This window comes from Chitinophagales bacterium, from assembly GCA_019694975.1.
GTDB lineage: Bacteria > Bacteroidota > Bacteroidia > Chitinophagales > UBA10324 > JACCZZ01.
In genome coordinates, this window is the sequence record JAIBAY010000003.1 from 146,268 (window position 1) to 171,106 (window position 24,839).

Here is a 24,839-nt window from a genome sequence, read left to right on the forward strand (position 1 = left end):
TGAGTTAAGTGTTCCCGCAACTTCGCCAATTATAATTTCAGGAGATACATATTCCGTAATGACTGTGGCCTGGTATGCGGATTCAGGAATTCCGGGGTAAGCAATGAAACCGAATAGTAAGGCACTTTGTATTGTTGCTGAACGGGCAACTGTTCCTTCTTTATCTCCGCCAGCAGGTCCTCACCGCCCATCACCCAATAACTTCCTGCTGATCCTACCTTTTGTGACAGTTCATTTTCAGCAACAGACGGTATTATGGTTTGCGTATAAAATTCAAATGAATGACTTCCGCAGTTATAAAAATATATCCGGTCTGCAGGAATCTTTTCCTGCTGCACGATAGTTGCCATTTCATTTCCAAACTGATACTTCAGCAAGGCAGGATAAACATGAGCGCTTAACAGGAAATTGACAGTGATGATAGCTATGGCAGATGGCGCAATCAGCTGCTCCAGCGTATTTTTCGGGTAAAAGAAAAAGTAGCCGGCAGCCAATAAAAGCGCACCTGCTATCACCCACAGCAGGATATAATCAGCAGGAAAAATAATGGCGCTTATATACACTGCTCCTCCCATCAGTATGATTGAAATTACAAATTGAATACGTCGAAGCCACCTGAAAAACTTTTGAAAACTGTTGTTTTGATTACAGATAAATCCTGCCGTCATCACGGCACATAACGGATACACAACAAAAATATAGTGCGGCAATTTATAGTGCGACATCGACAATGCAATGAAAGGCAAGACAAATCCGCCCAGCGAAAACACTTCGGGAATGGCGGAAGCGCTGAATCGTTTTTTCGTCAATTGAAAAATTAAAAACAACAATGCAAGCACGGCGAGCAAAGTCCACGGTAAAAATGACCAGCCAAAATTATGCACGAAGAAAAACGGACCCGCATCATTGTGCCACACATTTTCGCCGGTGATACGGCCGAAACTTTGTGTCCAGAAAAAGAAAAGCGGGCCTTCCATCCCATACTGTTGCTGCAAGCCATAGAGCATTGGCAAGAGCAGCAATATTGAGAAAAGAATTCCTGCATACCACTGCCACCAGATAAGTTTAATATGTTCGCGCCGGTAAGCAAGATGAGCAACCAATGCCGCAGCAGGCACTACGGCGCCAATAGGACCCTTGGCCATCATAGCAAACGAGACGCCTGCAAAACCCAGCAGCAAATGGAGCCATTTTTTTGAAGCAGAGAATTCAAGGAGTTGCCAGCAGGCAAAAGCTACATTGGCCGTAAGCAGTGCATCGGTTCTTACATCGTTGTTAAAAAGAAAGAATGCCTGCGTAGTATACAAAATGATGGCAGCAACAGTGCCTGTGGTGCTGTCATACAATAATGATCCAATCCGGAAAGTGGAATAAACGCCCAGCAGTGTAAATAAAAAAGTAGGCAGTTTATATGCCATGTTGGAGACACCAAAGAGTTTGAAAGAAATCGCCGACAGCCAGAAAAGCAAGGGCGGTTTATCCAAGTAATCCTGGCCACGGTGCAGCACCTGCAGCCAGCGTCCGTTCGCCATCATCTCGCGGCTGATAGAAGCATATTGCGCAGCATCCACATCCATCACATTGATGAACAGACCAATTATGTAAACAATGGTGGCTGCGATAAAAATCAGGATGACGGTATGTGCCGGAAGTTTTTGCACTGATCTGTTTATCTGTGTAAATGCACTATGCTGAAACACTCTATTCGCTGCCATACACTGTGCGACGACAGTGTAACCATGTCAAAATTCATTCATTGTATCATTGCCTGTCTGCTTCATGGCTCACACAAGTTTTGCATGCAACCCGGCAACCGTTGAACAGGCTAACAACCGATAAGTTTTATAAAAGCACATCACTTAGAAAACAATCCATATTTCAAAATACAATAGATTGCCCTGAAGCCATCTTTCCAGCTTATCTTTTTTCCTTCCGCATACGTGCGGCCATAGTAGGAAATACCCACTTCATAAATTCGCACCTGTGGAATGGCAGAAAGCTTTATAGTTACCTCCGGCTCAAAGCCAAAGCGCTTTTCTTTCAGCTTCAGTGACTGTATGATGTCGGTCCGGAAAAGCTTGTAGCACGTTTCCATGTCAGTCATGTTTAAACCGGAAAACATATTGCAGAGAGAGGTGAGCATCTTATTGCCGATGGAATGCCAGTAAAATAGCAACCGGTGTGGCTTTCCTCCCATAAATCTTGAACCATATACCACATCTGCAAATCCTGATATGATCGGTTTCAGCAGGATGTTGTACTCATCAGGATCATATTCGAGATCGGCGTCCTGAATGATAAGGTATTCTCCCGTTGCTTTGCTGATGCCTGTATGGAGTGCTGCTCCTTTTCCTGCATTTTGCTGATGACTGAAATACTGAATATTCAGATCAGGATTGTTTTCCCGGTAGGCAAAAATGCGTTCTTCTGTATCATCCTTAGAGCAATCATTCACGATGATCACCTCCTTTTCAATGCCATTGACTAAGGTGACCTGCCTGATACGGTTCAGCAGAAGGTGAATGGTTTCGCCCTCGTTATAAACAGGAATGATGATTGAAAGCTTATGGAAAGTTTGCATAGAAACTACTGGGAATTACAGCAAAAGGAAAGGCGCTAAAAGTAGAAAATAATAATCATGCAATAGCCATATATTTGCCTGCCTTACACACTATGAAATCCATCTCACTCCTGCTTGTCGTATTTTTTCTGCCTGCTTCAGCTGCCGCACAATTCCCGTCTTTTCTTGCAGCACCTTCATGGTCGCATGTATGGAATGAAACAGGTGAGGAAGATCTGCCGGAAGATCCGGGTTATTGGGAGCAATATTTCCGTATGAAAAAAGATGCGTCAGGCCATATTCCGCGGTTACCTTATGCGGCTATTGCAGCACAGCAGCAACAATCAGGCAACCGTGATGAACAGCTCTTTAACATACAGGAACTCGGGCCGGATAATATAGGCGGAAGAACACGCGCCATACTGCTTGACGCCGATAACAGCGATCATCTCTTTGCAGCCGGCATATCAGGCGGTATCTGGTTTTCCGCCGACTCCGGCAAAAACTGGACTGCGGTGAATGACTACCTGAGTTCACTGTCAATCTCCAGCCTGGCACAGGATCACTTTAATCACGATATTATTTACGCTGCAACCGGTGAAGGTGCCGGCAACTCGGCAGGTATTCCCGGCAACGGTATTTATAAGAGCACGGATCATGGCGTTTCCTTCAGTCATCTGCCATCAACGGATGGAACCGCTTTCAACACGTTGCCACGTATAGCCACCTCCCCTGTCGACAGTAACGGATTTTATGTGGCAACAGGCGGCAGCGGCCTGTATCATTCTGCAGATGGCGGAGAATCATTGAATCAGGTGTACAGCACCGACAAGTTCATAAACGATATGGAAGTGACACCTTCAGGCGGCGTCTGGATGGGCGTGAACGGGGCGGGCCTCTATTATTCTGCAAGCGGAGACTCGGGGACTTTTGAGCAGGTTACATCCGGCTTGCCTTCTTCCGGAAGTTTTGCGCGGATAGAGATTGCACAGGCGCCAAGTGATTCAACAGTTTTATATGCTGCATTTGAAAAGTCGGGAGGCGGTTACTATTCGGGTATCAAAGGAATCTATAAATCAACTGATGCAGGAATCAGCTGGACCACCGTAGGCAACCCTGATGTAGACTTTGCTTTTTATATGTCATTTCCCTGGTATTCGATGACCATGGCGGTGAAACCCGATAATCCCGATTATATCGTTTTTGGTGTAGGTGATGTAGTCTACTCTTCAGATGGCGGGCTGATCTGGAAGAAATGCATCAATATTCATGTGGATCATCATGTAACCGTTTTCAACCCTGATAAACCGTCACGGCTCTACCAGGGAAATGACGGAGGCATTTATCGTATGCGCACCGATCAGATAGGCTTTAATCAAACCGACCTGAATCACGGTTACAATACGATTCAGTATTATGCCGGCTCCTACTTTCCTTCCGGCATCAACGCAATCGCCGGCGCGCAGGATAACGGCACACATTCCTGCCTTGCTGCCAACCCCACTTTCAATGAAATATTCGGCGGCGATGGTTCTTATAACGCCGTCAATCAGCAATATCCGACTATCGCTTATGTCTCTTACCAGGATGGCACCATCCACCGGGCCGATGATGCAGATTATGCTTTCCCGACTTTTTATCCTGTTTACGACGCAATGGATAATGATGGTGACGGCAGCATAGACGATGGTGCCTGGTTTATCAATCCATTTGAGATCAACCTCTCCAATGGTGATCAGTTATTATTCGTAACGCAAACGCGCGTATGGCAAACGCTGGATGGCGGATTCGCTTGGGAACCCGTGATGAACCCGATTGCGGGCGGCAACTCACCCTATGCCATCGGCTTGTCGCATGATTTCAGTGCCACCATTTATGTTGGCGGCGAGAAGGCCATTTTCTATCGTATTGATGATGGCTATAATGCCGTGGCAGGTGATGAGGTAAACCTGAGTTCATCAGTTCCTTCTTCCATCACGAATGATTTTATTTCAAATATTACCGTTCACCCGGCTGACAAAAGCATTTGTTATGTTTCATTCAGCAATTTCTCCGAGCAGCCGCGCCTGTGGAAAGTGACCAATGGCACCACCGCACCGGTATGGACTTCCATCAGTGGTGATTTGCCGGAAGGATTGCCTGTGAATTATATTGAAATTGATCCTGCCCGGCCGGATGATTTTTTCCTGGCAGGAACGGATTACGGGCTCTACCTGACTACCGATGGCGGACAACACTGGATCAAAGACAATACGATTCCAAACGTGGTAGTGCAGCAGGTAAAGGTACGGTCCTCCGACCGGCGTGTTTTTATATTCACGCATGGCAGGGGTATGTGGACTGCAGTACTGGATCCCAACTCCGTAGGCATGCAGCAACTGTCATCGAATAATATGGCTGTTTCGGTTTATCCGAATCCTTTCCTGTCAACATTATTTATTAAGTCGGCTGCTGCGCCAGTTGCCGCTACGCTTCGTGATATGAATGGAAGAATTATGCATAGTGAAGCAGAAATGACAAAGGAGAAGGTGATTGATCTGCATGCCATTCCGGCCGGCATCTATTTACTGGAGTTGAAAAGCAGCAACCATGTGACTGTACGGAAAATAACAAAGGAATGAAGGTGAAAAAATTTATTGCTGTGCGGAAGTCATTGCAATCGTTCGCATTGCCTGTCAACATAAAATCCAATGTGCATTTTCTGGGGCACTGGTTTATTCACCGCCGATCTTAACTTTCGGGAAGACAATAACATACGTTATTTACATCTTACCTAACCTATCCTGTTCGGGTGTTCTCTTTTTTCTTTCAGATGTGATTGAATGGCGCGATAAAGGTCTTTCATGGAGGCGGCCTTGAAACCTCGTTTCCGGTTTTGCATGCTGATGCGGAAAAGGATGTTCCAATGCTGATATAAATCACCGTAGGCTTTTACAAGGCTCATATCAGGGTCATAAATATGGGTTGGTTCAGAGTTGGCGCCATTCACTTCTATCACTATTAAATTTCCTTTCAGCATCTCCTCATATGATGGGGTTCGCACATCATACCGGCCGAAATAAAACTCTTCCAGGGAACTGCTTAATGCATCAAAAACCTGCACGAGCTCGTCGCTGATCAGTTCCTGTGCATCGAGAAAAGTAGTTCCCCGGTTATGATTACCGATCTCTTCCAGCACCTTTACCTGTGCGGCCGGAAGCACAGTATGCAGCTCCTGCTTAAATTTCTGGGTAAGCCTGTCTATGTGATACAAACAGCGATCATGTTGTTCAAACAATTGCAGGAGCGTTGACTGGCCATCACCAGTCACCATCAGAAACTGTCTTTTCATTACCGAACTGATCTGGCCCTTCTTCTCATAAGGAAAGCGGTAATACATGATGCCATATTCCTCAGGCATGTCAATGTATTGCTGCAAGAGCATCTTTTGCGGCGGATCAGAAAGGTATTTTATCAACTCCGTTTCATTAGAAATTTTTTCCACCTTCCACCCACGTTCACCTTCATCCGGTTTAAGGATAACCGGAAAAGAAATTTCAGCTTCTTTCATTTTCGAAAGCAATAACGCTACAGCAGGAACGCTTTCGAATAAAATTGTTTTAGGAAGAAATTGCGCTTCCAGCTGCTGGAGGATGGCATATTTTGAGTAACTGGAAAAGCCGCCCATGCGCATGCCTGGGTTGGCCAGCGTGAAATAGGCCAGCGTACGCGCACGTATCGCATGCACGGCGATGAGGAAATAGACCGGTATGTAAAAAATGTGGTAGGGCCAGAACTCCCATTTCAGCCATTTCGGCATCGGCTTTTTTTTCTTCATATCGGCAACAGCGAAAAGGAAAGTTATGAATTAGAAGCAAGCAAAATCGGTTCAGCCTGCCTGTTGCTGTATGATTCCTGCACATCTTTAAACAGAGAGTACGGCAACGGGCAATTCTTTGTTTACAAGATCACGATAATACATGGATGATTGATCCGGATTGCATTCCACAGCAGTTACACTCAGGGTGACTACTTCCGTCACTCTTGCGGGAGGCAATACCCAGTCTTCATACCGGAAATGCTTTTCATGAATGCCCGACAATGTATGCGCTGAAATCGCTTGCAGAGCATCCATGCATTTTTCAAATACACTTTCTTTTTCCGCCATCATTTCAGCATCGTAGAGTGTTGCCGATGACCAAAGATGCCTTTCACTGGCATTCAATTCTTTGAAATGCTTTTGATGGCCGTCCCAGCGCAACTCATACAACAGCAAATCTTCATCGTTACTCACCATCACCATAGTGAATGGTTCAATGTAAGTAAAATCATAAGCCGCCGCGAAGGATGCCGCCGAATCAAAGGTGAGTGAATCCAGCACTACCCTTCCCCGGCTCATGCGATACGGCAGGTGCCGTTTGTGCTTTTTAAATGCACCGTTCAGCAGGCAGGTCAACCTGCCTTTTTCTCCTGCTGCAATCCAGGAGCCATGTGCCAATGGATCCTGTGGACAAATGATGACGCTTTCGTTGTATAACAGGCGGCGCGGCGCCATTGCCAGCCCGCGTTGCAGCGATTCATCACGATTGGAAGTGAGGATACATGATCGAATGCCGGCAGGCACAAAACTAACAGTACACATTGCTTTGGGAAATGTTGAAGAGAAACAACTGGCTGTTTACCGTTAAAAAACACATAAGATACAAAGCAGCATGCTATGCGCTTCTGCCTGCAGTTGCCTGCTGATAGCGCAGCGTAGAGGGAGCGACTCCGAAATCAACCGGCATTTTCACACCCGGAAAAGCCTGGCTTATTCCCATCTTGATAATGGCCATGTGATGAATGGCATGCTCAACTGCATAATGAAATTCGCGGAACAGCGTGGTGCCGATATAGGCATCTGTAGCATCTTCTCCGGATGCCAGGTTACCAATGAGTGTAAGTTTATGGCTGCTGTCGATCTCAGCCAGCTCCTGCTTTAGCTCAGCCAGCAGGCCGGCAGCTACCTGCCTGTTGTTTTCAATGCTGATATCCCTGGCGCGGTTATCATAACAGATGGTATCGGTTGCGCCGGAAAAAGCCACGCACTGAAAAAATTCAATGATGTGCCTGTAATGCTTGCCAACAGAAGCGCCGGAAAAAATTTCCGGTGAACGCATGTATTGCTCATCGGTAAGATTTTGCAGCAAAAACTGCAGTTGATCAAAAATGTATCCGGCGTTGGTATTAATCAGCATGCAGAGAAGTTTGAATTCGTTCGTCGGGAACGGGGCAAAGATAGCAATTAATAGCTGCAAAATGCGAGTCAAACGACGCTGTTCGCCTCATATTAACAACCCATAAACATTGTATTTTGATTTCCTGCAAAGTCATGATGATTTGACTTCATACAAAGATTCCGTTCCTGTTATTCACCTGCCAGCATGGCGTCATAGATAGCCTGCTGAATAGTGATACGGGTTTGCAGCAGGTTCAGCTTTTTATTATCATCATCCGGGAATGTCCGGTTGGAAAGAAACACATAAATCAACTGGTATCGCGGATCAACCCAGACACAGGTGCCGGTAAAACCCTGATGACCGTAGGCTGCCGGTGAAGCCGATGCACATGCAGGGCTGGACTTTTTTTCGACTGTTTCAGGTTTGTCGAAACCCAGGCCCCGCCTGCTGTTTGCACTGTGCTTTGCCGTGAATTTCGCTATAGTGGCTGAATCAAGGTATTTCTTGCCTGCATATGTACCGTTGTTTAGCAACAGCTGCATCAACACCCCCAGATCATTGGCATTGGAAAACAATCCTGCATGCCCACCCACACCTCCCAGCATTGCGGCGCCCTGGTCATGCACGCTGCCTTGCAACAGTTCTTTTCTGAACACATAATCGAAGTTGGAGGGCACAATGTCTTCCCTGGGGTAATAATACAACGGATGAAAGCAAAGATGACTCAGCCCCAGCGGGTCGTAGAAATTATTCTCCATATAAAGATCCAGAGGCTGCGCGGAAATTTTCTCTGCAATTTTTTTCAGCAGGTAAAAATCATTGTCGCTGTAAACATAATTGCCCGCTGATTGCAGCGGTGTGCTGATGATTTTTTTCCAGATGGTATCAAGGTAGGTCTTGTTCATGAAAATATCAGGTGTAACCTCGATTACATAATCTCCACCTCTCACCCTTTTGTAGACGGTACTATCCAGGTTGCCGGCACTATCCAATGTAGCTTTGTAAAACGGGAAGTAAGGCGCGAATCCGGCCTCATGGGTGAGTAGTTGATAAATCCTTATATCCTGCTTATCTGTTCCTTTAAGCTCAGGCAGGCAATCTGAAGCTTTCTCTGTCAGGCTAAGCTTCTTTTCTTCAACCAGCTTCATGATCATCATGGTGGTAGCGGCCACCTTGGTAATGGACGCAAGGTCATACAGATCATCATTACCAACATTAACATCAGCGTCATAGGTAAAGTGTCCGTATGATTTCTGCCAGATCACTTTACCATCTTTCGCTATCCACACCTGGCAACCCGGTGTTGCCTGAGATGTGATAGCATTTTGTACCAGGGAATCGATAACTGCCAGCCTTTTACTGCTGATGTCCGTTTCTTCAGGATAAGTATACCTGACACGGGTGGGAGAAGCAGTAGGCATGCCGGTACCCATGGCAATAGTACCTGATACATTAACGGGTATTCTGCCTTCCGCTGCATACCCGCCGAAAATCAATTGCGCTGCTACCTGCTGCGTAACAGGTTCTTCGTTGTAAGCCTGCAGCAACCAATCAGCATTTTCAAAATATTTGAGTGCATAGGGGCTTCCAAATACCGTCAGCACCACCTTTGCTTTTGCCGCCATCAGTTCCGCGATGAATTTTTTGGTGCCATCCGTAACACCAAATCCGTTGGCTGGGTAACGCGACATGTTCTGCAAGGCAACCAATACCACATCATACTCTTTCAGCTTATAGAGCAGTGAACCAAAATCCTTATCCGCAGCATCTTTCTTCACCTGGTAGTGAGTAAACCCTGCATAGTTGGTGAGCATTTGCTGAAAGGGTGTTTCATCCGTTGCACCGATGGCTACAGAAGCGAAACGCACCTGCTTCAGTTCCTGCACAGGCAGGAAACCGGCTTTGTTACGCACGAGGGTCAGTGCGGCAGCAGTGAGCTGCTGATTCAGGTAAAGCGCATTGCTGCTGTTGAGATCGTTATACAAACTATCCGTTTCAATAACACCTTGCCCGGATAGCCCGAGCCAGTATTTTGCCTGCAGTATCTTGTGCACACGTGCATCAATATCCACCTGGCTGATCTCATTATTCTCTATAGCTTCTTTTATCTGACTGATTGCCATCGACACATTTCCGGAAAACAGCAGGATATCATTGCCTGCAAGCAAAGCACGCACTTCAATCTCCCCCGGTAATTTATAAGTGCTGATTCCTTTCATGTTCAGCGCATCGGTAAAACTGAGGCCTTTAAATCCCATATCAACCTTCAACAAGCCGGTTATTATTTTTTTAGAAAGTGTGGATGGCAAGCTGGTAGTGGTGTCGAGTGCAGGAATATTAAGATGGGCCACCATCACGCTGCCAACCCCTGCATCTATCAGCTTGCGGAATGGAAATAACTCAGTTGAATCCAGTTCCTCCCTCGATCTTTGTATAGTGGGCAACGTTTTATGCGAATCCTGGTCGGTATCTCCGTGTCCGGGAAAATGTTTGGCGCAAGCCAATACGCCACCATCCTGCAGGCCGCGCATGTACATGATGCCTTTTGCCGCTACATTGTATTTATCCTGGCCGAATGACCGGTCACCAATCACAGGGTTGAGCGGATTACTGTTGATATCCACCACGGGAGAGAAACTTACGTTAACACCGATCCGCCTGCATTGCCGCGCCATCTCCTTGCCGAATGCATAAATCAGCTGATCATCCTGAATGGCACCAAGCATAATTTCCCGCGGAAACCGGATGGTGCTGTCAATTCGCATCGACAAACCCCACTCGGCATCCTGGCCAATCAGAAGCGGGACTCGTGCAAGCCCCTGAAAAATATTGGTGAGTTGCGCCTGACGGACAGGCCCGCCCTGCATAAAAATAATGCCGCCGACATGGTAGTTTGTGATAAGGTCAATCACCTTGGCCTGGTCACTGTCAGGGCGAGAATAAGCCTGCACCATAAAAAGCTGGCCGATGCGCTCCTCCACGGTCATCGATTGCAGCATGGAATCCACCCAACGGTTTGCTACATACAGGTATGGAGGAATACCATTGTCCCCTGAAAATTGCTGTTCATGCTGAGCGCTTCCTGCAAAAAGTGCAATGCCATTGAAAGCCATCATCAGCACCAAAATCCTTTTGCTCATAGTGCGCGTAAAAATAGGCCATTGCGTTTCATTACCGGTAAACAGTCTTCAACAATTTTCTGCAGGCGCAACAATCGTTTGTTTTCAGGGTTACCTTTAAAGCCCAGGCGACACTATGCATCCGAAGAACTTATTCATTGCTGACTTTACCTACACCTTGCCGTATGAAAAAATCGCGCAGCATCTGCTGGCGCAACGAGATCAATCCAGGATGCTGGTGTATGAAGATGGAAAAGTGACCGACACTGCGTTCGGAGATATCGCAGAACACCTTCCCGGTAATTCCACCATCATCTTTAATGATACAAAGGTGATCCATGCGCGTATCATTTTTGAAAATGAGCATCATGCAGCCATTGAAGTCTTTCTGCTTGAGCCGGCAGAACCATTTCACGATATGCAACTGGCGATGTTTCAGCATGGCGCATGTACCTGGCGCTGCTTGGTTGGCAATGCAAAAAAATGGCGGGAGAAAAAACTGGTTAAAAAAATTTCAATTGACGGCAGGAACGGATTACTGGAAGTGAAACAGGCTGGCAAAGCCGGTGACGACTTTCTAATTCACTTTTCATGGACCCCGGAAGAAATATCATTTGCAAAAATTCTGGAGGCTACCGGTTTTGTGCCCCTTCCACCCTATATTAAAAGAACAGCAGCCGGTGATGATGAAGAACGTTATCAGACGATCTATGCAATACAGGATGGATCTGTGGCAGCACCAACTGCCGGCCTCCATTTTTCAAACACGGTTTTTGAAGCATTAGAGCAGAAAAATATTCAACGGCTCTTTGTTACCCTGCATGTGGGCGCCGGCACTTTCAAACCGGTAAAAGAAATGCAGATACGCGATCATCCGATGCATGCGGAACAGATGATCGTGCATAAAGAAACACTGGAACAATTAATTGCGCGACTGGATGAGCCAATTATTGCCGTGGGCACCACATCGTGCCGTACTTTGGAAAGCATGTACTGGCTGGGGAAGATGATACTGGATGGGGCGGAAGACTTTCAAATTGCACAATGGGCTCCCTATGAAGAAGTGATGGCCAGTGATGAAGCAATAAATACATCATCCATCACTGCAAAACAATCGCTCATGGCTATTCTTCAATACCTTCAGCGCCATAAGCTGAATCAGCTCACAGCCAGCACGAAACTGATCATTGCACCCGGCTATACTTTTAAGATCGTTGACGGGCTGATCACCAATTTTCATCTGCCCAACAGCACTTTGCTTTTGCTGGTTGCTGCTTTCATTGGTGATGACTGGCGCATGGTGTACGACTATGCCCTTGCACATAATTTCCGCTTTCTAAGCTATGGCGATGGCAGTTTATTATGGAGTAAACGCAGCCATACATAATTTACCGCCCGGATTGAATCTGCTGATATTCACCTCGCATCCTAGTGAGCCGTAGCGGTTAAATTTATCCATGCAGATAAAATTCTGAAGTTTTAAACGAAATTCGCAACGCGAAATCCAACCTTCCACAATGACTGACATTATTCATCAGCTTCCTGATTCCATTGCCAACCAGATTGCCGCAGGCGAAGTGATACAGCGGCCGTCATCGGCAGTGAAAGAACTGATGGAGAATGCGCTCGACGCCGGAGCCACGGTGATCAAACTTATCGTTAAAGACGCCGGCAAACAACTGGTGCAGGTGATCGACAATGGATGCGGCATGTCGGAAACCGATGCGAGAATGTGCTTTGAACGGCATGCCACTTCAAAAATTTCCACCATCGATGATTTATTTGCAATACGCACCATGGGTTTCAGAGGTGAAGCCATGGCTTCCATCGCTGCCATCGCACAAGTAGAGCTGAAATCGAAACGCAGGGAAGATACTCTGGGCACATTGCTGGAAATTGAGGGATCGGTAGTGAAACGGCAGGAACCGGCGCAAGTGCCGGAGGGCACATCCATCGCCATCAAGAACCTTTTTTACAATGTGCCGGCCCGCAGGAATTTTCTGAAGGCGAATACCGTAGAAACACGGCACATCATCGAAGAATTTCAGCGCATTGCCCTGGCCAATCCAGAAATACATTTTGAGATGCATCACAACGGCATGCAGGTATTTCACCTTCCGCCGGGCAACCTTCGACAACGTATCGTGAATGTTTTTGGGAATCAGTATAATGAACGGCTGGTGCCAGTGGAAGAGAAAACCAATATTGTAAACATCTTTGGCTTTATCGGCAAACCGGATGCAGCAAAGCGCACCCGCGGTGAGCAGTTTTTTTTTGTGAACCGCCGGTTCATCAAAAATAATTACCTGAATCATGCCGTGACCGGCGCATATGATCAGCTGCTGCAGAAAGATACATTTCCGCTATATGTGCTGTTTATTGACATTGACCCTTCACGTATCGACATCAATGTGCATCCAACGAAGCAAGAGATAAAATTTGATGATGACCGCATCGTCTATGCATTCGTGAATGCCGCAGCGAAAAGAGGTCTTTCCAAGTATTCCATTACGCCAACACTTGACTTCGATCGTGAAACAGCGTTTGATAAGCTGTCATCGTTTTCGGCGCCGGCCTTGCCACGCCTGCAGGATCAGCGCGACTTTGCCGGGCGTGAGAAAATTGTAAACAGGCCAAAAGATTATGCAGCGCCGGGATCCTCACATGGATGGGAGCAACTTTATGAAATCGCCCGCAGGAAGGATCAGCAGACATTAACGGTTCCCAGTGCATGGGGAAAAGACGCTGCTGAAAACACGGCTGCCATTGAAGATTTTTCAGAAAAACAAACCGTCCCGTTCCAGTTGCATAACCGTTACCTGGTATCACAGATCAAATCCGGATTCATCCTGATTGATCAGCAGGCCGCACATGAACGCATTCTTTTTGAAAAATATCTGAAAGGCCTTGAATTGAATAACCTCAGCACACAGCAACAGCTTTTTCCGGAGACGCTGCACATCGCTGCAGCTGATTTTGAGTTGCTGCGCGAGCTGTTGCCTGAATTCACAGGCCTTGGCTTCGACATACAGGAATTCGGTGGCAATTCATTTGTGGTACATGGTATCCCTTCTGATATCCGTGACGGCAATCACAAAGAGCTTATTGAATCTATACTCGACGAATTCAAACAAAGTCAGTCAAACGTTAAGCTGAACAAGCGCCATCAGCTTGCTTTATCCATGGCAAAAAAAGCTGCGATCAGGCATGGCGAACCACTCACGGAAAAAGAGATGCGCAACCTCACCGATCAGCTGTTTGCCTGTGAAACTCCTTATTATACACCGGAAGGAAAACATACCGTCATCACTTTTGATTTAAACGAAATTGAAAAGCTGTTTGATAAATAAGATGGCATCCGTTCACGGATGCAGTCAGTAAATTCAGTTTTCTTCATGCTTAATGCTTTATTCATAAATGACTAATATCCGGCCGCAAGGCTTTCAGGTACTACCGCTGGTGGTGAAGAATCTACTAATACTGAACGGGTTGCTGTTCCTGGCCACGGTAGTATTGCAAAATAATTTCAATATTGACCTGGTCAATATACTCGGACTGCATTTTTTCGCTTCTGATTTGTTCAGGCCGTTTCAGCTCGTGACACACATCTTTATGCATGGCAGTATCATGCATCTCTTCTCCAATATGTTTGCCTTATGGATGTTTGGCAGTGTGCTGGAAAATGTGTGGGGCCCGAAACGTTTCCTGATTTATTATTTTATCTGCGGACTGGGCGGGGCCTTCCTGCACCTTGGCGTAAGCTGGTTTGAATATGCACAGCTTCAGAGCGCGGTGAACACTTACCTCATGCATCCGGGAGTTCCGGAATTTGCCACGCTCACCACGCAGCATGATCACCTGCTCAATATGAATATGATCGACCAGTTTATCACTGCATGGAAAGATAACCCTGCAGATCCCGGATACATCAGTCAGTCTGTTGATATGGCCAACAGTCTCCTGAGCATTCTGGCCGACATACCGGTGGTAGGCGCCTCAGGAGCTGTATTTGGCCTGCTGCTTGGCTTCGGCATGCTGTTTCCGAATACGTACTTATACCTGTTGTTCCCCCCTATACCTATCAAAGCAAAATATTTTGTAATTTTTTACGGTTTATTCGAACTGTATGCAGGCTTTTCAGGTGCACAAAGCGGTGTGGCACATTTCGCTCATATTGGCGGAATGTTATTCGGCTTTATCCTGATTCGTTTGTGGAACAAAAATAACAGGCAAGATTTCTTTTGATGAATAACAATACCCTGTGGCGTGAATTAAGACAAACGCTGTTACGGAAAGACCGGATGGTGGTGCCGCTGATTGCCGTTAACGTGATTGTCTTTCTTGCCATTCAACTTATCCGCCTTATTTTCTGGCTTTCCGGCAACGGGCTGGATGCGTCTTATTACGCGGATTTTTTAGGTGTCCCGGCAAGCATCAACCTGCTGTTGCGTCAGCCCTGGACGCTGATCACATCGCTGTTTACACACGGAGAACTGATGCACCTCTTGTTTAACATGCTGGTGCTTTACTGGTTTGGAAGTATCCTCACTGAGTTTCTTGGCAACAGGAAGATACTTCCCTTATACCTTGCCGGCGGAGTTTGTGGTGCTATATTGTTCATCATCAGCTACCAGGTCTTCCCGGTGTTTGCGGCATCCGTTGCTGATGCAAGGGCGTGGGGCGCATCGGCGGGCGTGATGGCCATCATGATTGCTGCTGCCACTTTGGTTCCCGACTACACACTCATGCTGATGTTTTTCGGTCCCATAAAAATTAAATGGATTGCCCTGTTTACCCTGGTGCTTGACTTTATCAGTATTCCGTCTTCCAACGCAGGTGGCCACATCGCCCATCTGGGCGGAGCACTCTTTGGCTTTGTATTCATCCGTCAGCTGCAACAGGGCAGGGATTTATCATATGGCATCAACTGGTGCTTCGACAAAGTCGCGCAACTTTTTTCGGCAAAGCCTTCGTTGAAAGTTACATACCGCAAACAGGAAAATCAAAGCAGAAAAGGAAACAATAAAACAACAACCTCGCCCTCAAGGCAGGAAAAACTTGATATGATTCTCGATAAGATCGCAGCATCCGGTTATGAATCACTTTCGAAAGAAGAAAAAGAATTTTTGTTTCTTGTCAGCAATGAAGGCTGAATATCCACCAAACATTCCTTTTTCCTGATTGACATTTCTTAAGAGACTCTTTGCTTTGCTGAACCTGCTCGCCGCCATCGCACTCGCTGCCGGCGGATGGAGTATTTACCTGAATCCGGCCGACTGGTGGTTTCTGTCATTCTTCGGTTTGCTTTACCTGCTGTTTCTTACCATCAATATCTTCTTTCTCCTTTTCTGGATGGTGGTGCGGTTGAAATATACCCTGATCTCCATTGTGGCCATCTTAATAACTCTTCCGGTGTTAAAGAGTTATTGCGCATTTCATTTTCCGGAAAAGGCGACTGCCAAGTCGATAAAAGGTTTATGTGTGATGAGCTACAATGTGCGCAACTTTGACGTTTATCACTGGAGCAAAGAACAGAATGCCTTGCAGGGTATATTGGAAATGATCAAACGTGAACATCCTGACATCGTTTGCCTGCAGGAATTTTATAACAACGATACCGGCAGCTTTAATACTATCCGTCAGCTCTCCGCAACGGCTGGCTTATCGCACTACTATTTTGAAAAAAAGAAAACCGGCAAAAACGGCAGATCATTTGGCACTGCCATCTTCAGCAGGTATCCGGTGGCTGATCATGGCAGCGTAAAATTTGATAACAAGACACAGAACTCCTGCAGCTATGCCGACATCAAAACAGATGGCGGCATCGTAAGAGTGTTCAATATCCACTTGCAATCAATCTACCTTTCCAGGCAGGATTATCAATATCTTGAAGAGATCTCGGAAAACCAGGACGTGAAGGTGAAACCAACGCGTGCCATTTTTTCTAAGCTGAAACAGGCCTTTATTTACCGTGGTGAACAGGCACTTGATATTGAACAACAAATTGCGAAAAGTCCGTATCCGGTTATCGCCTGCGGTGACTTTAATGATACGCCTGCTTCCTTTTCTTACCATACGCTCTCTGATAACCTGCAGGATGCCTTTTTAAAAGCCGGATGGGGAATTGCACCCACGTATTCAGGGTTTCCGAAAATTTACCGCATTGACTATATTTTTGCTGATGAAAAATTTGATATCAGCAGCTACCGCACAATCTGTGAAGATCACTCCGATCACTACCCGGTGATCAGTGTTATGCAACTGAAATCAGAATAGGCATTACTTTTACTGCAATCTTACTCCCTGCTTCACACTCCGGAAGCTTTATTGTATTTTGGGCGGTCAAAACACCCTTTGATGAAAGCCATTATCCCTGTTGCCGGAACAGGAACAAAACTTCGTCCCCATACTTACACGCAGCCGAAGGCGCTGATACCTATTGCCGGCAAACCGATTCTTGCTTTCATCATTGATGAGATGATTGAAGCAGGTGTGAAAGATTATATTTTCATCATTGGTTACCTCGGTGATAAAATACGTGATTATGTAACCAACCGGTATCCGGCCATCCATGCCACTTTTGTTGATCAGCCATCACGCGAAGGTATCGGCCACGCCATCTGGCATGCCCGCGACTTTGTAAAAAACAATGAGCCCGTTTTCATCGCGCTGGGCGACAGTGTCTTCGACCTGAACATGAAAGAAATCATTGCCGCGCCAACCTCCCTGCTTTGTGTGAAAAAAGTCGATGATCCCCGCACGTTCGGTGTAGTGGAAATGGATGAGAAGGGCGGACTCATCAGCAGGCTGATTGAAAAACCGCAGATCCCGAAATCCAACCTCGCACTGGTCGGGTTATATAAGATCAATGAATCAGCTGCCTTGTTTGAAGCCCTTGATTACAACATCAAAAACAAAGTTGTGACGCGGGGTGAGATTCAACTCACCGATGCCCTCATGCGCATGATTGAAAAAGGCATTGTGTTTAAAGGTTATAAAGTGAACAACTGGTTTGACTGCGGCAGAAAAGAAACACTGCTGGAAACCAATTCCATCCTGCTGAAAAAAATGGGGCACGGGCATGCAGCCAACCTGCAGCATGAAAATTCCATCATCATCGATCCGGTGAGCATAGCCGACAATTGTAAACTGAGCAACAGCATCGTGGGCCCTAATGTCACTATCGGTGAAAACACCATCATCACTTCATCCATCATTAAAGATTCCATCATCGGCAGCAATTCCATCATCAATGATGTGCTGCTGCATCATTCGCTCGTGGGTAATGATGCCACCATCCGCGGTATGAGTCAGCGGCTGAACCTCGGCGACGATACAGAAATTGACTTGCGTTGATTTTTTCCCCATACTTCACCTTCGGCGTTTACTGCGATCAATGCCATGCAAAACAGGATTAACCAACTCTTCGGAATTCAATATCCAATCATCCAGGCCGGCATGATCTGGTGTTCCGGATGGGAACTCGCTTCAGCCGTAAGTAATGCCGGCGGACTGGGCATCATCGGCGCCGGATCCATGTATCCTGAAATTCTCCGTCAGCATATCCGCAAATGCAAGACAGCTACCAAGAAGCCATTCGGTGTAAATGTGCCGCTTTTGTATCCGGATATTGATCAACACATGAAGACCATAATGGAGGAAGGAGTGCAGATCGTTTTCACTTCCGCAGGCAATCCCAAAACATGGACTCCGGTTTTAAAAGAAAACAATATCAAAGTTGTGCATGTGGTATCGAGTTCGAAGTTTGCATTGAAAGCACAAGAAGCCGGCTGTGATGCTATTGTGGCGGAAGGATTTGAGGCGGGCGGCCACAACGGTCGGGAAGAAACCACTACCATGGTCTTGATTCCATTGGTAAGACAGGCTATAAACATTCCGCTGATAGCTGCGGGAGGCATCTCCTCCGGACGGTCGATGATGGCAGCCTTTGCGCTCGGCGCAGAAGGCGTGCAGATGGGAACACGCTTCGCGGCAAGTGAAGAAGCCAGTGCACATGAAAGTTTTAAACAAAAGATTATTTCGCTGGAAGAAGGCAGCACCATGGTAGCCATGAAAAAAATTGTTCCGGTCAGGCTGGTGAAGAATAAATTTTTCGAACAGGTGCAGGCAGCTGAAGATCGTGGCGCAAAAGCGGAGGAAATAAAAACTATCCTCGGCCGTGCGCGCGCCAAGCGCGGTATGTTTGAAGGTGACCTGGAAGAGGGTGAACTGGAGATCGGCGAAGTAAGTGCAGGTATCCGTTCCATTAAACCCGCGGCTGAAATTGTAAGGGAAGTATGGGAAGAATTTCTTGCTGTAAAAAAGGAAATCGCCGCCATGAAAACGGAAGCATAACCTGCTGCTTCACATCAGCTCAATCCTTCACTCATCTTTGCAATAGTTTCCCTTGCATCGGCGCCTTCATATAAAATGCGGTAGGTGGCTTCACCAATCAACAGGTCAACCTGCAGTTGCTTATTCACTTCATGAATACACTTCGCTGCATTATATCCTTCGGCAATCATATTCATCTCCAGCAAAACAGCTTTCACCGAATAACCTTTGCCGATCATATTACCAAATGTCCTGTTACGGCTGAACTGCGAATAGGCCGTCACCATCAGGTCGCCGAGGTAAGCCGAGTCCTTAATATCGCGTGTGATTGGATGTACGGCTTTTACAAACCGCTCCATCTCTTCAATGGCATTGGAGATCAACACAGCCTGAAAATTATCACCATAACCAAGCCCGTGACAGATGCCTGCCGTCAAGGCATAAATGTTTTTCAGCACGGCGCCATATTCAGTGCCATAGATATCATCTGAAGGTGTACAACGGATATATCTGCAACGAAGCAAATCGCATATCAGTCCCGCATAATCACTCCGCTGGCATGCAAGTGTGAGATAACTCAGTTTTTCCAATGCCACTTCTTCCGCATGACAAGGCCCGCTGATGATGACTGAATTTTCAAGCGGCACCTCAAAAAAACGGTGCATGTAATCCGCGATCAGCAGGTTGTCGCCGGGTATCATACCCTTAATAGCCGATACCACTATTTTATTCCTCAAATCTGCTGCATCGAGTGGCTGCAATGCCTGTTTTAAGAATGCCGCAGGCACAGCCAGAAAAACAATCTCTGCTGCTGCCATCGTTCTTTTTAAATCATCAGAAGGAAGAATGTATGCAGGATTGAAGTCCACCGAACTCAGGTAGTTCGGATTATTGTGGCGGGTGATAAGATTTTCAACTGCTGCCGCATCACGCAGCCACCAGTGCACCACTTTTTCATTTTCATTCAGCACCTTGGTGAGTGCGGTAGCCCAACTTCCCCCGCCTATCATACTAATATTGCCGGTAGTCATAGCAGAGGCATGTTTTATTTCGCTGAAAGTTGAAGGGTAAAAGAAGGACAGATCATTCGCACCAACTGCATTTCTTTTCCGCACCATTAATTCAGGCACTGGAACGATCAGGTCTTTTTGCAGACGAGGATAATGCTTTACTTCGACTCGCCGCTAAAGAGTTTCTCTTTATCCACGATTTTCACGACATCTCCATTCTTGAGCAACCTTGAGATGGCACTGAAAGGCCCGGTGATCACCTGCTCATCACCTTTCAATCCTGATTTAATCTCGATGAATTCATCATCCTGTATGCCGGTCTTTACCGCTACCGTTTTAGCTTTGCCATCTTTCACCACAAATACCACCTCCAGCGGCTTGCCTGCATCTTTTTTGGTATCCTTACCGGCAGGCGTTGCTTTCGTGGCAACGGTTGCCGTTGAATTCTTTGCACTCGCCGTATCGGCAGCATCTCTTGTTGTTACCGACTGTATGGGAATAGCCATCACATTAGTCACTTTATTGGTCATGATAGCAACTGAAGCCGACATGCCCGGCAGGAATGGAAATTTTTTGCCTTCAGTGCCGATCAGTTCCTTATAGGAATCCTTCAGCAACAGGATCTTAACTTCAAAGTTGGTTACCTGTTCCGACTGCCCGGTTAGTGTACTCTTCGCCGAGTTGGCGATCTGCTTCACCACGCCTTTAAATTTCTTATCGGGATAGGCATCGAGTTCAATTTCCGATGTATCGCCCAACTGCACTCTGAGCACATCGTTCTCACTTACATCCACCCGTGCTTCAATGGCATTCAGATCTGAAATGTGCATCATATCAGTGCCTTCCATCTGTGTGGTGCCCAGCACACGTTCTCCCTTTTCAATGTTGAGTTGTGATACGATACCGGTGATCGGCGCATAGATGGTCGTCTTGCGCAGATCTTCCGTGGCTTCCTTCACACTTGCTTCGGCGCTTTGCACATTGTAGTCGGCGGCCTTCACCGTCATCAGCGCGCCATCATAGTTGGCTTTCGCTGCTTTGTAAGCCGCCTCAATATTTTCAAAATCAGCATCAGAAATAACCTTCTGATTATGCAGATCCTTGTTGCGGTTATAATTTTTCTCGGCCCGTTCCAGTTCTGCCGTAACCTGTATCAGTGCCGACTGCGACTGCAACGAGTTGGACTTTGCCGTATTTAATGCAGCAACCGAACGGTCGAGAATTGCCTGATAGATATCGGGTTTGATTTTAGCAAGCACCATGCCTGCCTGCACGGAATCGCCTTCTTTGATGTAAAGTTGCGTTACCTCACCCGATACATCAGGGCTTAATTTCACATCCAGCTCAGGATAGATCTTCCCGCTTGCGGAAACTCTTTCCACAATATCCTTATGGGAAACTGCTTCCGCGCTCACTTCCGTTTCCTTGCCGCCGCCGATCCATCCCTGCTTTTTTCCTACCATCAATACGATGATCAGTATCACCACGATGGCAATCAGAATAATGAGTAACCTGTTTTTCTTGAACATGCTTATTGCAGTGTTAGTGGTTTTCCCTGGTAAAGATCCAGTACTTTCAGCTTAAAGATATATTTGAATTTCGCCTGCAGCAGGGAGGATTGTGCTTTGGTAAGGTTGCTTTTTGCCGTAGTATAATCGAGCGACGTGATGGCACCGAGGTTAAACTTCTTCTGCGCATCATCAAATGATTTCTCCAGCGCAGTCACACTCTTCAGCGCTGCCGAATAACTGTTTTTCGCCGCCACAGCGTCCTGGTAGGCTGTCTGCACATCCTTCTCCAGCTGCTGCTTCGCCGACTGCAGGGCATACTCTGCATTCTGCACATTGATTTTAGAACGGCTGATATTGGTACGCGTATTCCAGTTGTTAAAAATTGGGATATCAAGGCTGAAGCCGAAGGCCTGCCCGAAGTTGTCTTTAAGCTGTGTGGTGTAAGCAGCGTCTTTAAAGACCGGTATAATATCAAACTGCGGGGATAACACAGGCTCTCCGCTGCTTGCAACATATCCAATCTGGTAAGGCTCACCGATTACAGTATCAATGGAGCCAATGCGCTGATAGGCATTTGAATAATTGGTTGAAAGGCTTCCAAAAAAAGATAAGGAGGGATACTGTGCACCTTTAGCCACGGCAAGGCCGCGCTGATAGCTGAACAGGTTATATTCTGCATTTTTTATTACCGGCTGCAACTGCACAGCGGTGCGAAATATACTGTCGGAAGTGATGTTGAGATCGCGCAATAACTCCGCACTCATATTGATATCGGGTACTGACACCTCTACAGGTTGCATCAAATTCATCAGTTGGGCGAGGTTAAGCTTTGCAATGTCCAATGCATTCTGCGCGGTAACTTTCGCCAGCTCATCATTTGCCACCTGCGCTTCCATATCATAGAGCGCTCCCTGCGGAAGGGTTCCGGCCTCCACCAGCAATTTCGTCCGGTCCATCTGTGCGCGCGATAACTTCAACTGCTCTTCCGCATTCGACAGGTTTTCCTTGCCATATACAATTTCGAGGAATCCGCCGGTAACATACAGGAGGATGGTTTGTTCGGTATTGTCTGTCGCGGCTTCACTTGCCAGCAAACTAAATTCATTTTGTTTAATGGAATTCAGCCTTTGCAAACCATTAAACAACGGGTAACCGAGGGATAGCTGAATCGTATTGGTTTGTGTGTTTTGATTCACAAACAGGTTGGTGGTAGGGTCAATCGTCCGGCCGAAGTTAAAATAATAGCCTGTGCTGGCATTTACATTTGGGAGCAGGTTCAGCTTTGACTGTGTAAGCGTATATTCCGAAAGCTGTGCATTGAGCTGTGCCTGTTTCAGCGAAATATTATTTGCCGTAGCGTAGGCGGCACACTCCTCAAGTGTCCATAGCTGCTGTGCGCTGACAGTTTGAAAGATACAAAGCCCCAACCCTAAAACAAAAAAAAGACGCCTCAAAAGATTCTTTATTTTTAGTGCGGCCAAAGATAAATAAAAATGAATGTGGTCAGCGATCAATTGCACAGCAACTTTTGAGGATCTGGCGACGATCCTGTTGTCTGCCGTCCTTGAATCCGGCAATTAAAAGATTCTAAAACACCCAACACCAATCCTTTGACGTCTTTTTCTCACGAATATTTCATGAGCCTGGCTATAAAGGAAGCCATGCAGGCATTGGAGGAAGATGAAGTTCCAGTTGGCGCCATCATGGTAAGCAATAACCAGATAATCGGAAAAGGCTATAACCAGGTGGAACGGCTGCAGGATGTAACCGCGCATGCCGAGATTATGGCCATCACTGCGGCCGCCGGCTTTTTTAACAGCAAATACTTGAAAGGCTGTGCACTTTATGTGACGCTTGAACCCTGTATGATGTGTGCAGCTGCAATCGGATGGGCCCAGGTGACGCAACTTGTTATCGGCGCTATGGATCTGAAGAAAGGGTTTACATTGTTTACACCATCGCCGCTACATCCAAAAACAATTGTTGAAACAGGCATACTGGAAGAAGAATGCGGTAACCTGGTGCGGGAGTTTTTTAAACGAAAAAGGGAGTGATGTCTTTTGGAATAGCTGTCAATCTTTGTGCTTATCAGGCATACTGGATAGGCTTTTGGGTAATTGCCTCATAAACGGTAATGGCCATCAGACCACCATTTCTATCCTATGTGAACCTTTGCCACATCCAAAAAGTTATATTTGCCTGATACATCAATTAACATCTCAAACTCTAAAACTTTCTGTCTATGGCTTTTCAACTTCCTCCCTTACCCTATGGCTTTGACGCACTCGAGCCGCACATTGATGCGATGACGATGCAGATCCACCACGATAAACACCATGCCGCCTATGTCACTAATCTGAACAAAGCGCTGGAAGGCAATGATGCTTCGGGATGGAGCATCGAAGAAATCTGTAAAAACATTTCAAAGTTTCAGGTAGCCGTGCGCAACAATGGCGGCGGGCACTACAACCATTCATTATTCTGGTCAGTTATGAAACCGGGTGGCGGCGGCGCACCAAAAGGTGTATTGCTGGATGCCATCACCAGTAACCTCGGCAGTTTTGAGAAATTCTATGAAGCCTTTTCTGCGGCTGGCACCACCCGCTTTGGTTCCGGCTGGGCCTGGCTGATTGTGGATGCGAACAAAAAGCTGGCGGTAACTTCTACACCTAACCAGGACAACCCGTTGATGGATGTGGTAGAAGTAAAAGGTACGCCGGTGCTGGGAATGGATGTTTGGGAACATGCATACTACCTGAAGTACCAGAACAAGCGCCCGGATTATATCGCTGCATTCTGGAATGTGATTAATTGGGATGAGGTGTCGCTCCGTTACCAGGAGGCTATGAAGTAAGGAAGCATTGGCAGGACCATTGAAGCTATATTCTAAGCTACACGAAACAGGCCGGCCATTCATCAGCCGGCCTGTTTCGCTTAGTAAGGCAACTGCAAACCGCTGGCAGGCCGTTTGATCGTGCCGGTATTACATCTGCATAGATTGCCGGAGTTTATTTCTTGCTGATATTGTTTCGCAATATGGTGCGAAATAATGTTTGCACCGCACCGGTTATAAATTAGAAAGCGCAGGCAACAGCCATCAGCATTGC

At 46.6% G+C, this 24,839-nt stretch carries 19 protein-coding genes and 1 pseudogene; 11 read left to right on the top strand and 9 right to left on the bottom strand.

What is annotated here, in order from left to right; translation table 11 throughout:
• Positions 1–29 precede the first annotated feature (29 nt).
• Entirely contained in the window at positions 30–1,661 is a 1,632-nt protein-coding gene (locus K1X61_07080) for a glycosyltransferase family 39 protein (protein ID MBX7108391.1), read from the bottom strand.
• A 194-nt stretch (positions 1,662–1,855) separates the two neighbouring features.
• A complete protein-coding gene (locus tag K1X61_07085) occupies positions 1,856–2,581 on the bottom strand; it encodes a glycosyltransferase family 2 protein (GenBank protein MBX7108392.1) in 726 nt (241 codons plus the stop codon).
• A 92-nt stretch (positions 2,582–2,673) separates the two neighbouring features.
• On the opposite strand from K1X61_07085, the gene K1X61_07090 reads away from it, so the two are divergent.
• Complete coding sequence (locus tag K1X61_07090) at positions 2,674–5,181, top strand: T9SS type A sorting domain-containing protein (GenBank protein ID MBX7108393.1); 2,508 nt, start codon at positions 2,674–2,676, stop codon at positions 5,179–5,181.
• Positions 5,182–5,333: 152 nt separating this feature from the next.
• Here K1X61_07090 and K1X61_07095 read toward each other — a convergent pair whose 3' ends face one another.
• The 4 genes from K1X61_07095 to K1X61_07110 form a co-directional block, all read right to left on the bottom strand.
• Positions 5,334–6,377, bottom strand: coding sequence for a hypothetical protein (locus K1X61_07095; GenBank protein ID MBX7108394.1), 1,044 nt, complete (start codon positions 6,375–6,377; stop codon positions 5,334–5,336).
• An 87-nt stretch (positions 6,378–6,464) separates the two neighbouring features.
• Positions 6,465–7,181: an NRDE family protein gene (locus K1X61_07100; GenBank protein MBX7108395.1), complete on the bottom strand. Its 717-nt coding sequence runs from the start codon at positions 7,179–7,181 to the stop codon at positions 6,465–6,467.
• Positions 7,182–7,254: 73 nt separating this feature from the next.
• Positions 7,255–7,776 carry a DinB family protein gene (locus tag K1X61_07105; protein MBX7108396.1) on the bottom strand — a complete coding sequence of 174 codons (522 nt, stop codon included), beginning with the start codon at positions 7,774–7,776 and terminating at the stop codon, positions 7,255–7,257.
• A 170-nt stretch (positions 7,777–7,946) separates the two neighbouring features.
• A complete protein-coding gene (locus tag K1X61_07110) occupies positions 7,947–10,898 on the bottom strand; it encodes a serine hydrolase (protein ID MBX7108397.1) in 2,952 nt (983 codons plus the stop codon).
• Between the two features lie 115 nt (positions 10,899–11,013).
• Between K1X61_07110 and K1X61_07115 the strand changes: the two genes are divergently transcribed.
• The 8 genes and pseudogenes from K1X61_07115 (at position 11,014) to K1X61_07150 (ending at position 19,232) form a co-directional block, all read left to right on the top strand.
• Positions 11,014–12,264, top strand: coding sequence for an S-adenosylmethionine:tRNA ribosyltransferase-isomerase (locus tag K1X61_07115; GenBank protein ID MBX7108398.1), 1,251 nt, complete (start codon positions 11,014–11,016; stop codon positions 12,262–12,264).
• Positions 12,265–12,394: 130 nt separating this feature from the next.
• Positions 12,395–14,227, top strand: a complete 1,833-nt coding sequence (gene mutL, locus K1X61_07120) for a DNA mismatch repair endonuclease MutL (protein MBX7108399.1) — start codon at positions 12,395–12,397, stop codon at positions 14,225–14,227.
• Positions 14,228–14,294: 67 nt separating this feature from the next.
• Positions 14,295–14,645, top strand: a pseudogene (locus tag K1X61_07125) (rhomboid family intramembrane serine protease).
• 39 nt (positions 14,646–14,684) lie between these two features.
• Complete coding sequence (locus K1X61_07130; protein MBX7108400.1) at positions 14,685–15,122, top strand: rhomboid family intramembrane serine protease; 438 nt, start codon at positions 14,685–14,687, stop codon at positions 15,120–15,122.
• Positions 15,122–16,030: a rhomboid family intramembrane serine protease gene (locus K1X61_07135; protein MBX7108401.1), complete on the top strand. Its 909-nt coding sequence runs from the start codon at positions 15,122–15,124 to the stop codon at positions 16,028–16,030. The genes K1X61_07130 and K1X61_07135 overlap by 1 nt, the downstream gene beginning before the upstream one ends.
• Positions 16,031–16,058: 28 nt before the next feature.
• Entirely contained in the window at positions 16,059–17,153 is a 1,095-nt protein-coding gene (locus K1X61_07140) for an endonuclease/exonuclease/phosphatase family protein (protein MBX7108402.1), read from the top strand.
• Positions 17,154–17,234: 81 nt separating this feature from the next.
• On the top strand, positions 17,235–18,233 hold the full coding sequence (locus K1X61_07145; protein ID MBX7108403.1) for an NTP transferase domain-containing protein: 999 nt from the start codon (positions 17,235–17,237) through the stop codon (positions 18,231–18,233).
• A 45-nt stretch (positions 18,234–18,278) separates the two neighbouring features.
• The gene (locus K1X61_07150) at positions 18,279–19,232 is read left to right on the top strand and encodes a nitronate monooxygenase (GenBank protein ID MBX7108404.1); all 954 of its coding nucleotides are present in this window, start codon (positions 18,279–18,281) and stop codon (positions 19,230–19,232) included.
• A gap of 14 nt (positions 19,233–19,246) precedes the next feature.
• On the opposite strand, the gene K1X61_07155 is transcribed toward K1X61_07150, so the two are convergent.
• The 3 genes from K1X61_07155 to K1X61_07165 are packed head-to-tail and all read right to left on the bottom strand — an operon-like array spanning position 19,247 to position 23,186.
• Positions 19,247–20,341 (bottom strand): NAD(P)H-dependent glycerol-3-phosphate dehydrogenase, encoded by a 1,095-nt coding sequence (locus K1X61_07155; protein ID MBX7108405.1) that lies wholly within the window; start codon positions 20,339–20,341, stop codon positions 19,247–19,249.
• A gap of 38 nt (positions 20,342–20,379) precedes the next feature.
• Complete coding sequence (locus K1X61_07160; protein MBX7108406.1) at positions 20,380–21,750, bottom strand: efflux RND transporter periplasmic adaptor subunit; 1,371 nt, start codon at positions 21,748–21,750, stop codon at positions 20,380–20,382.
• Between the two features lie 2 nt (positions 21,751–21,752).
• Entirely contained in the window at positions 21,753–23,186 is a 1,434-nt protein-coding gene (locus K1X61_07165) for a TolC family protein (GenBank protein ID MBX7108407.1), read from the bottom strand.
• A 156-nt stretch (positions 23,187–23,342) separates the two neighbouring features.
• On the opposite strand from K1X61_07165, the gene K1X61_07170 reads away from it, so the two are divergent.
• Complete coding sequence (locus K1X61_07170; GenBank protein ID MBX7108408.1) at positions 23,343–23,786, top strand: nucleoside deaminase; 444 nt, start codon at positions 23,343–23,345, stop codon at positions 23,784–23,786.
• Positions 23,787–23,974: 188 nt separating this feature from the next.
• Entirely contained in the window at positions 23,975–24,586 is a 612-nt protein-coding gene (locus K1X61_07175; GenBank protein MBX7108409.1) for a superoxide dismutase, read from the top strand.
• Positions 24,587–24,839 lie beyond the last annotated feature (253 nt).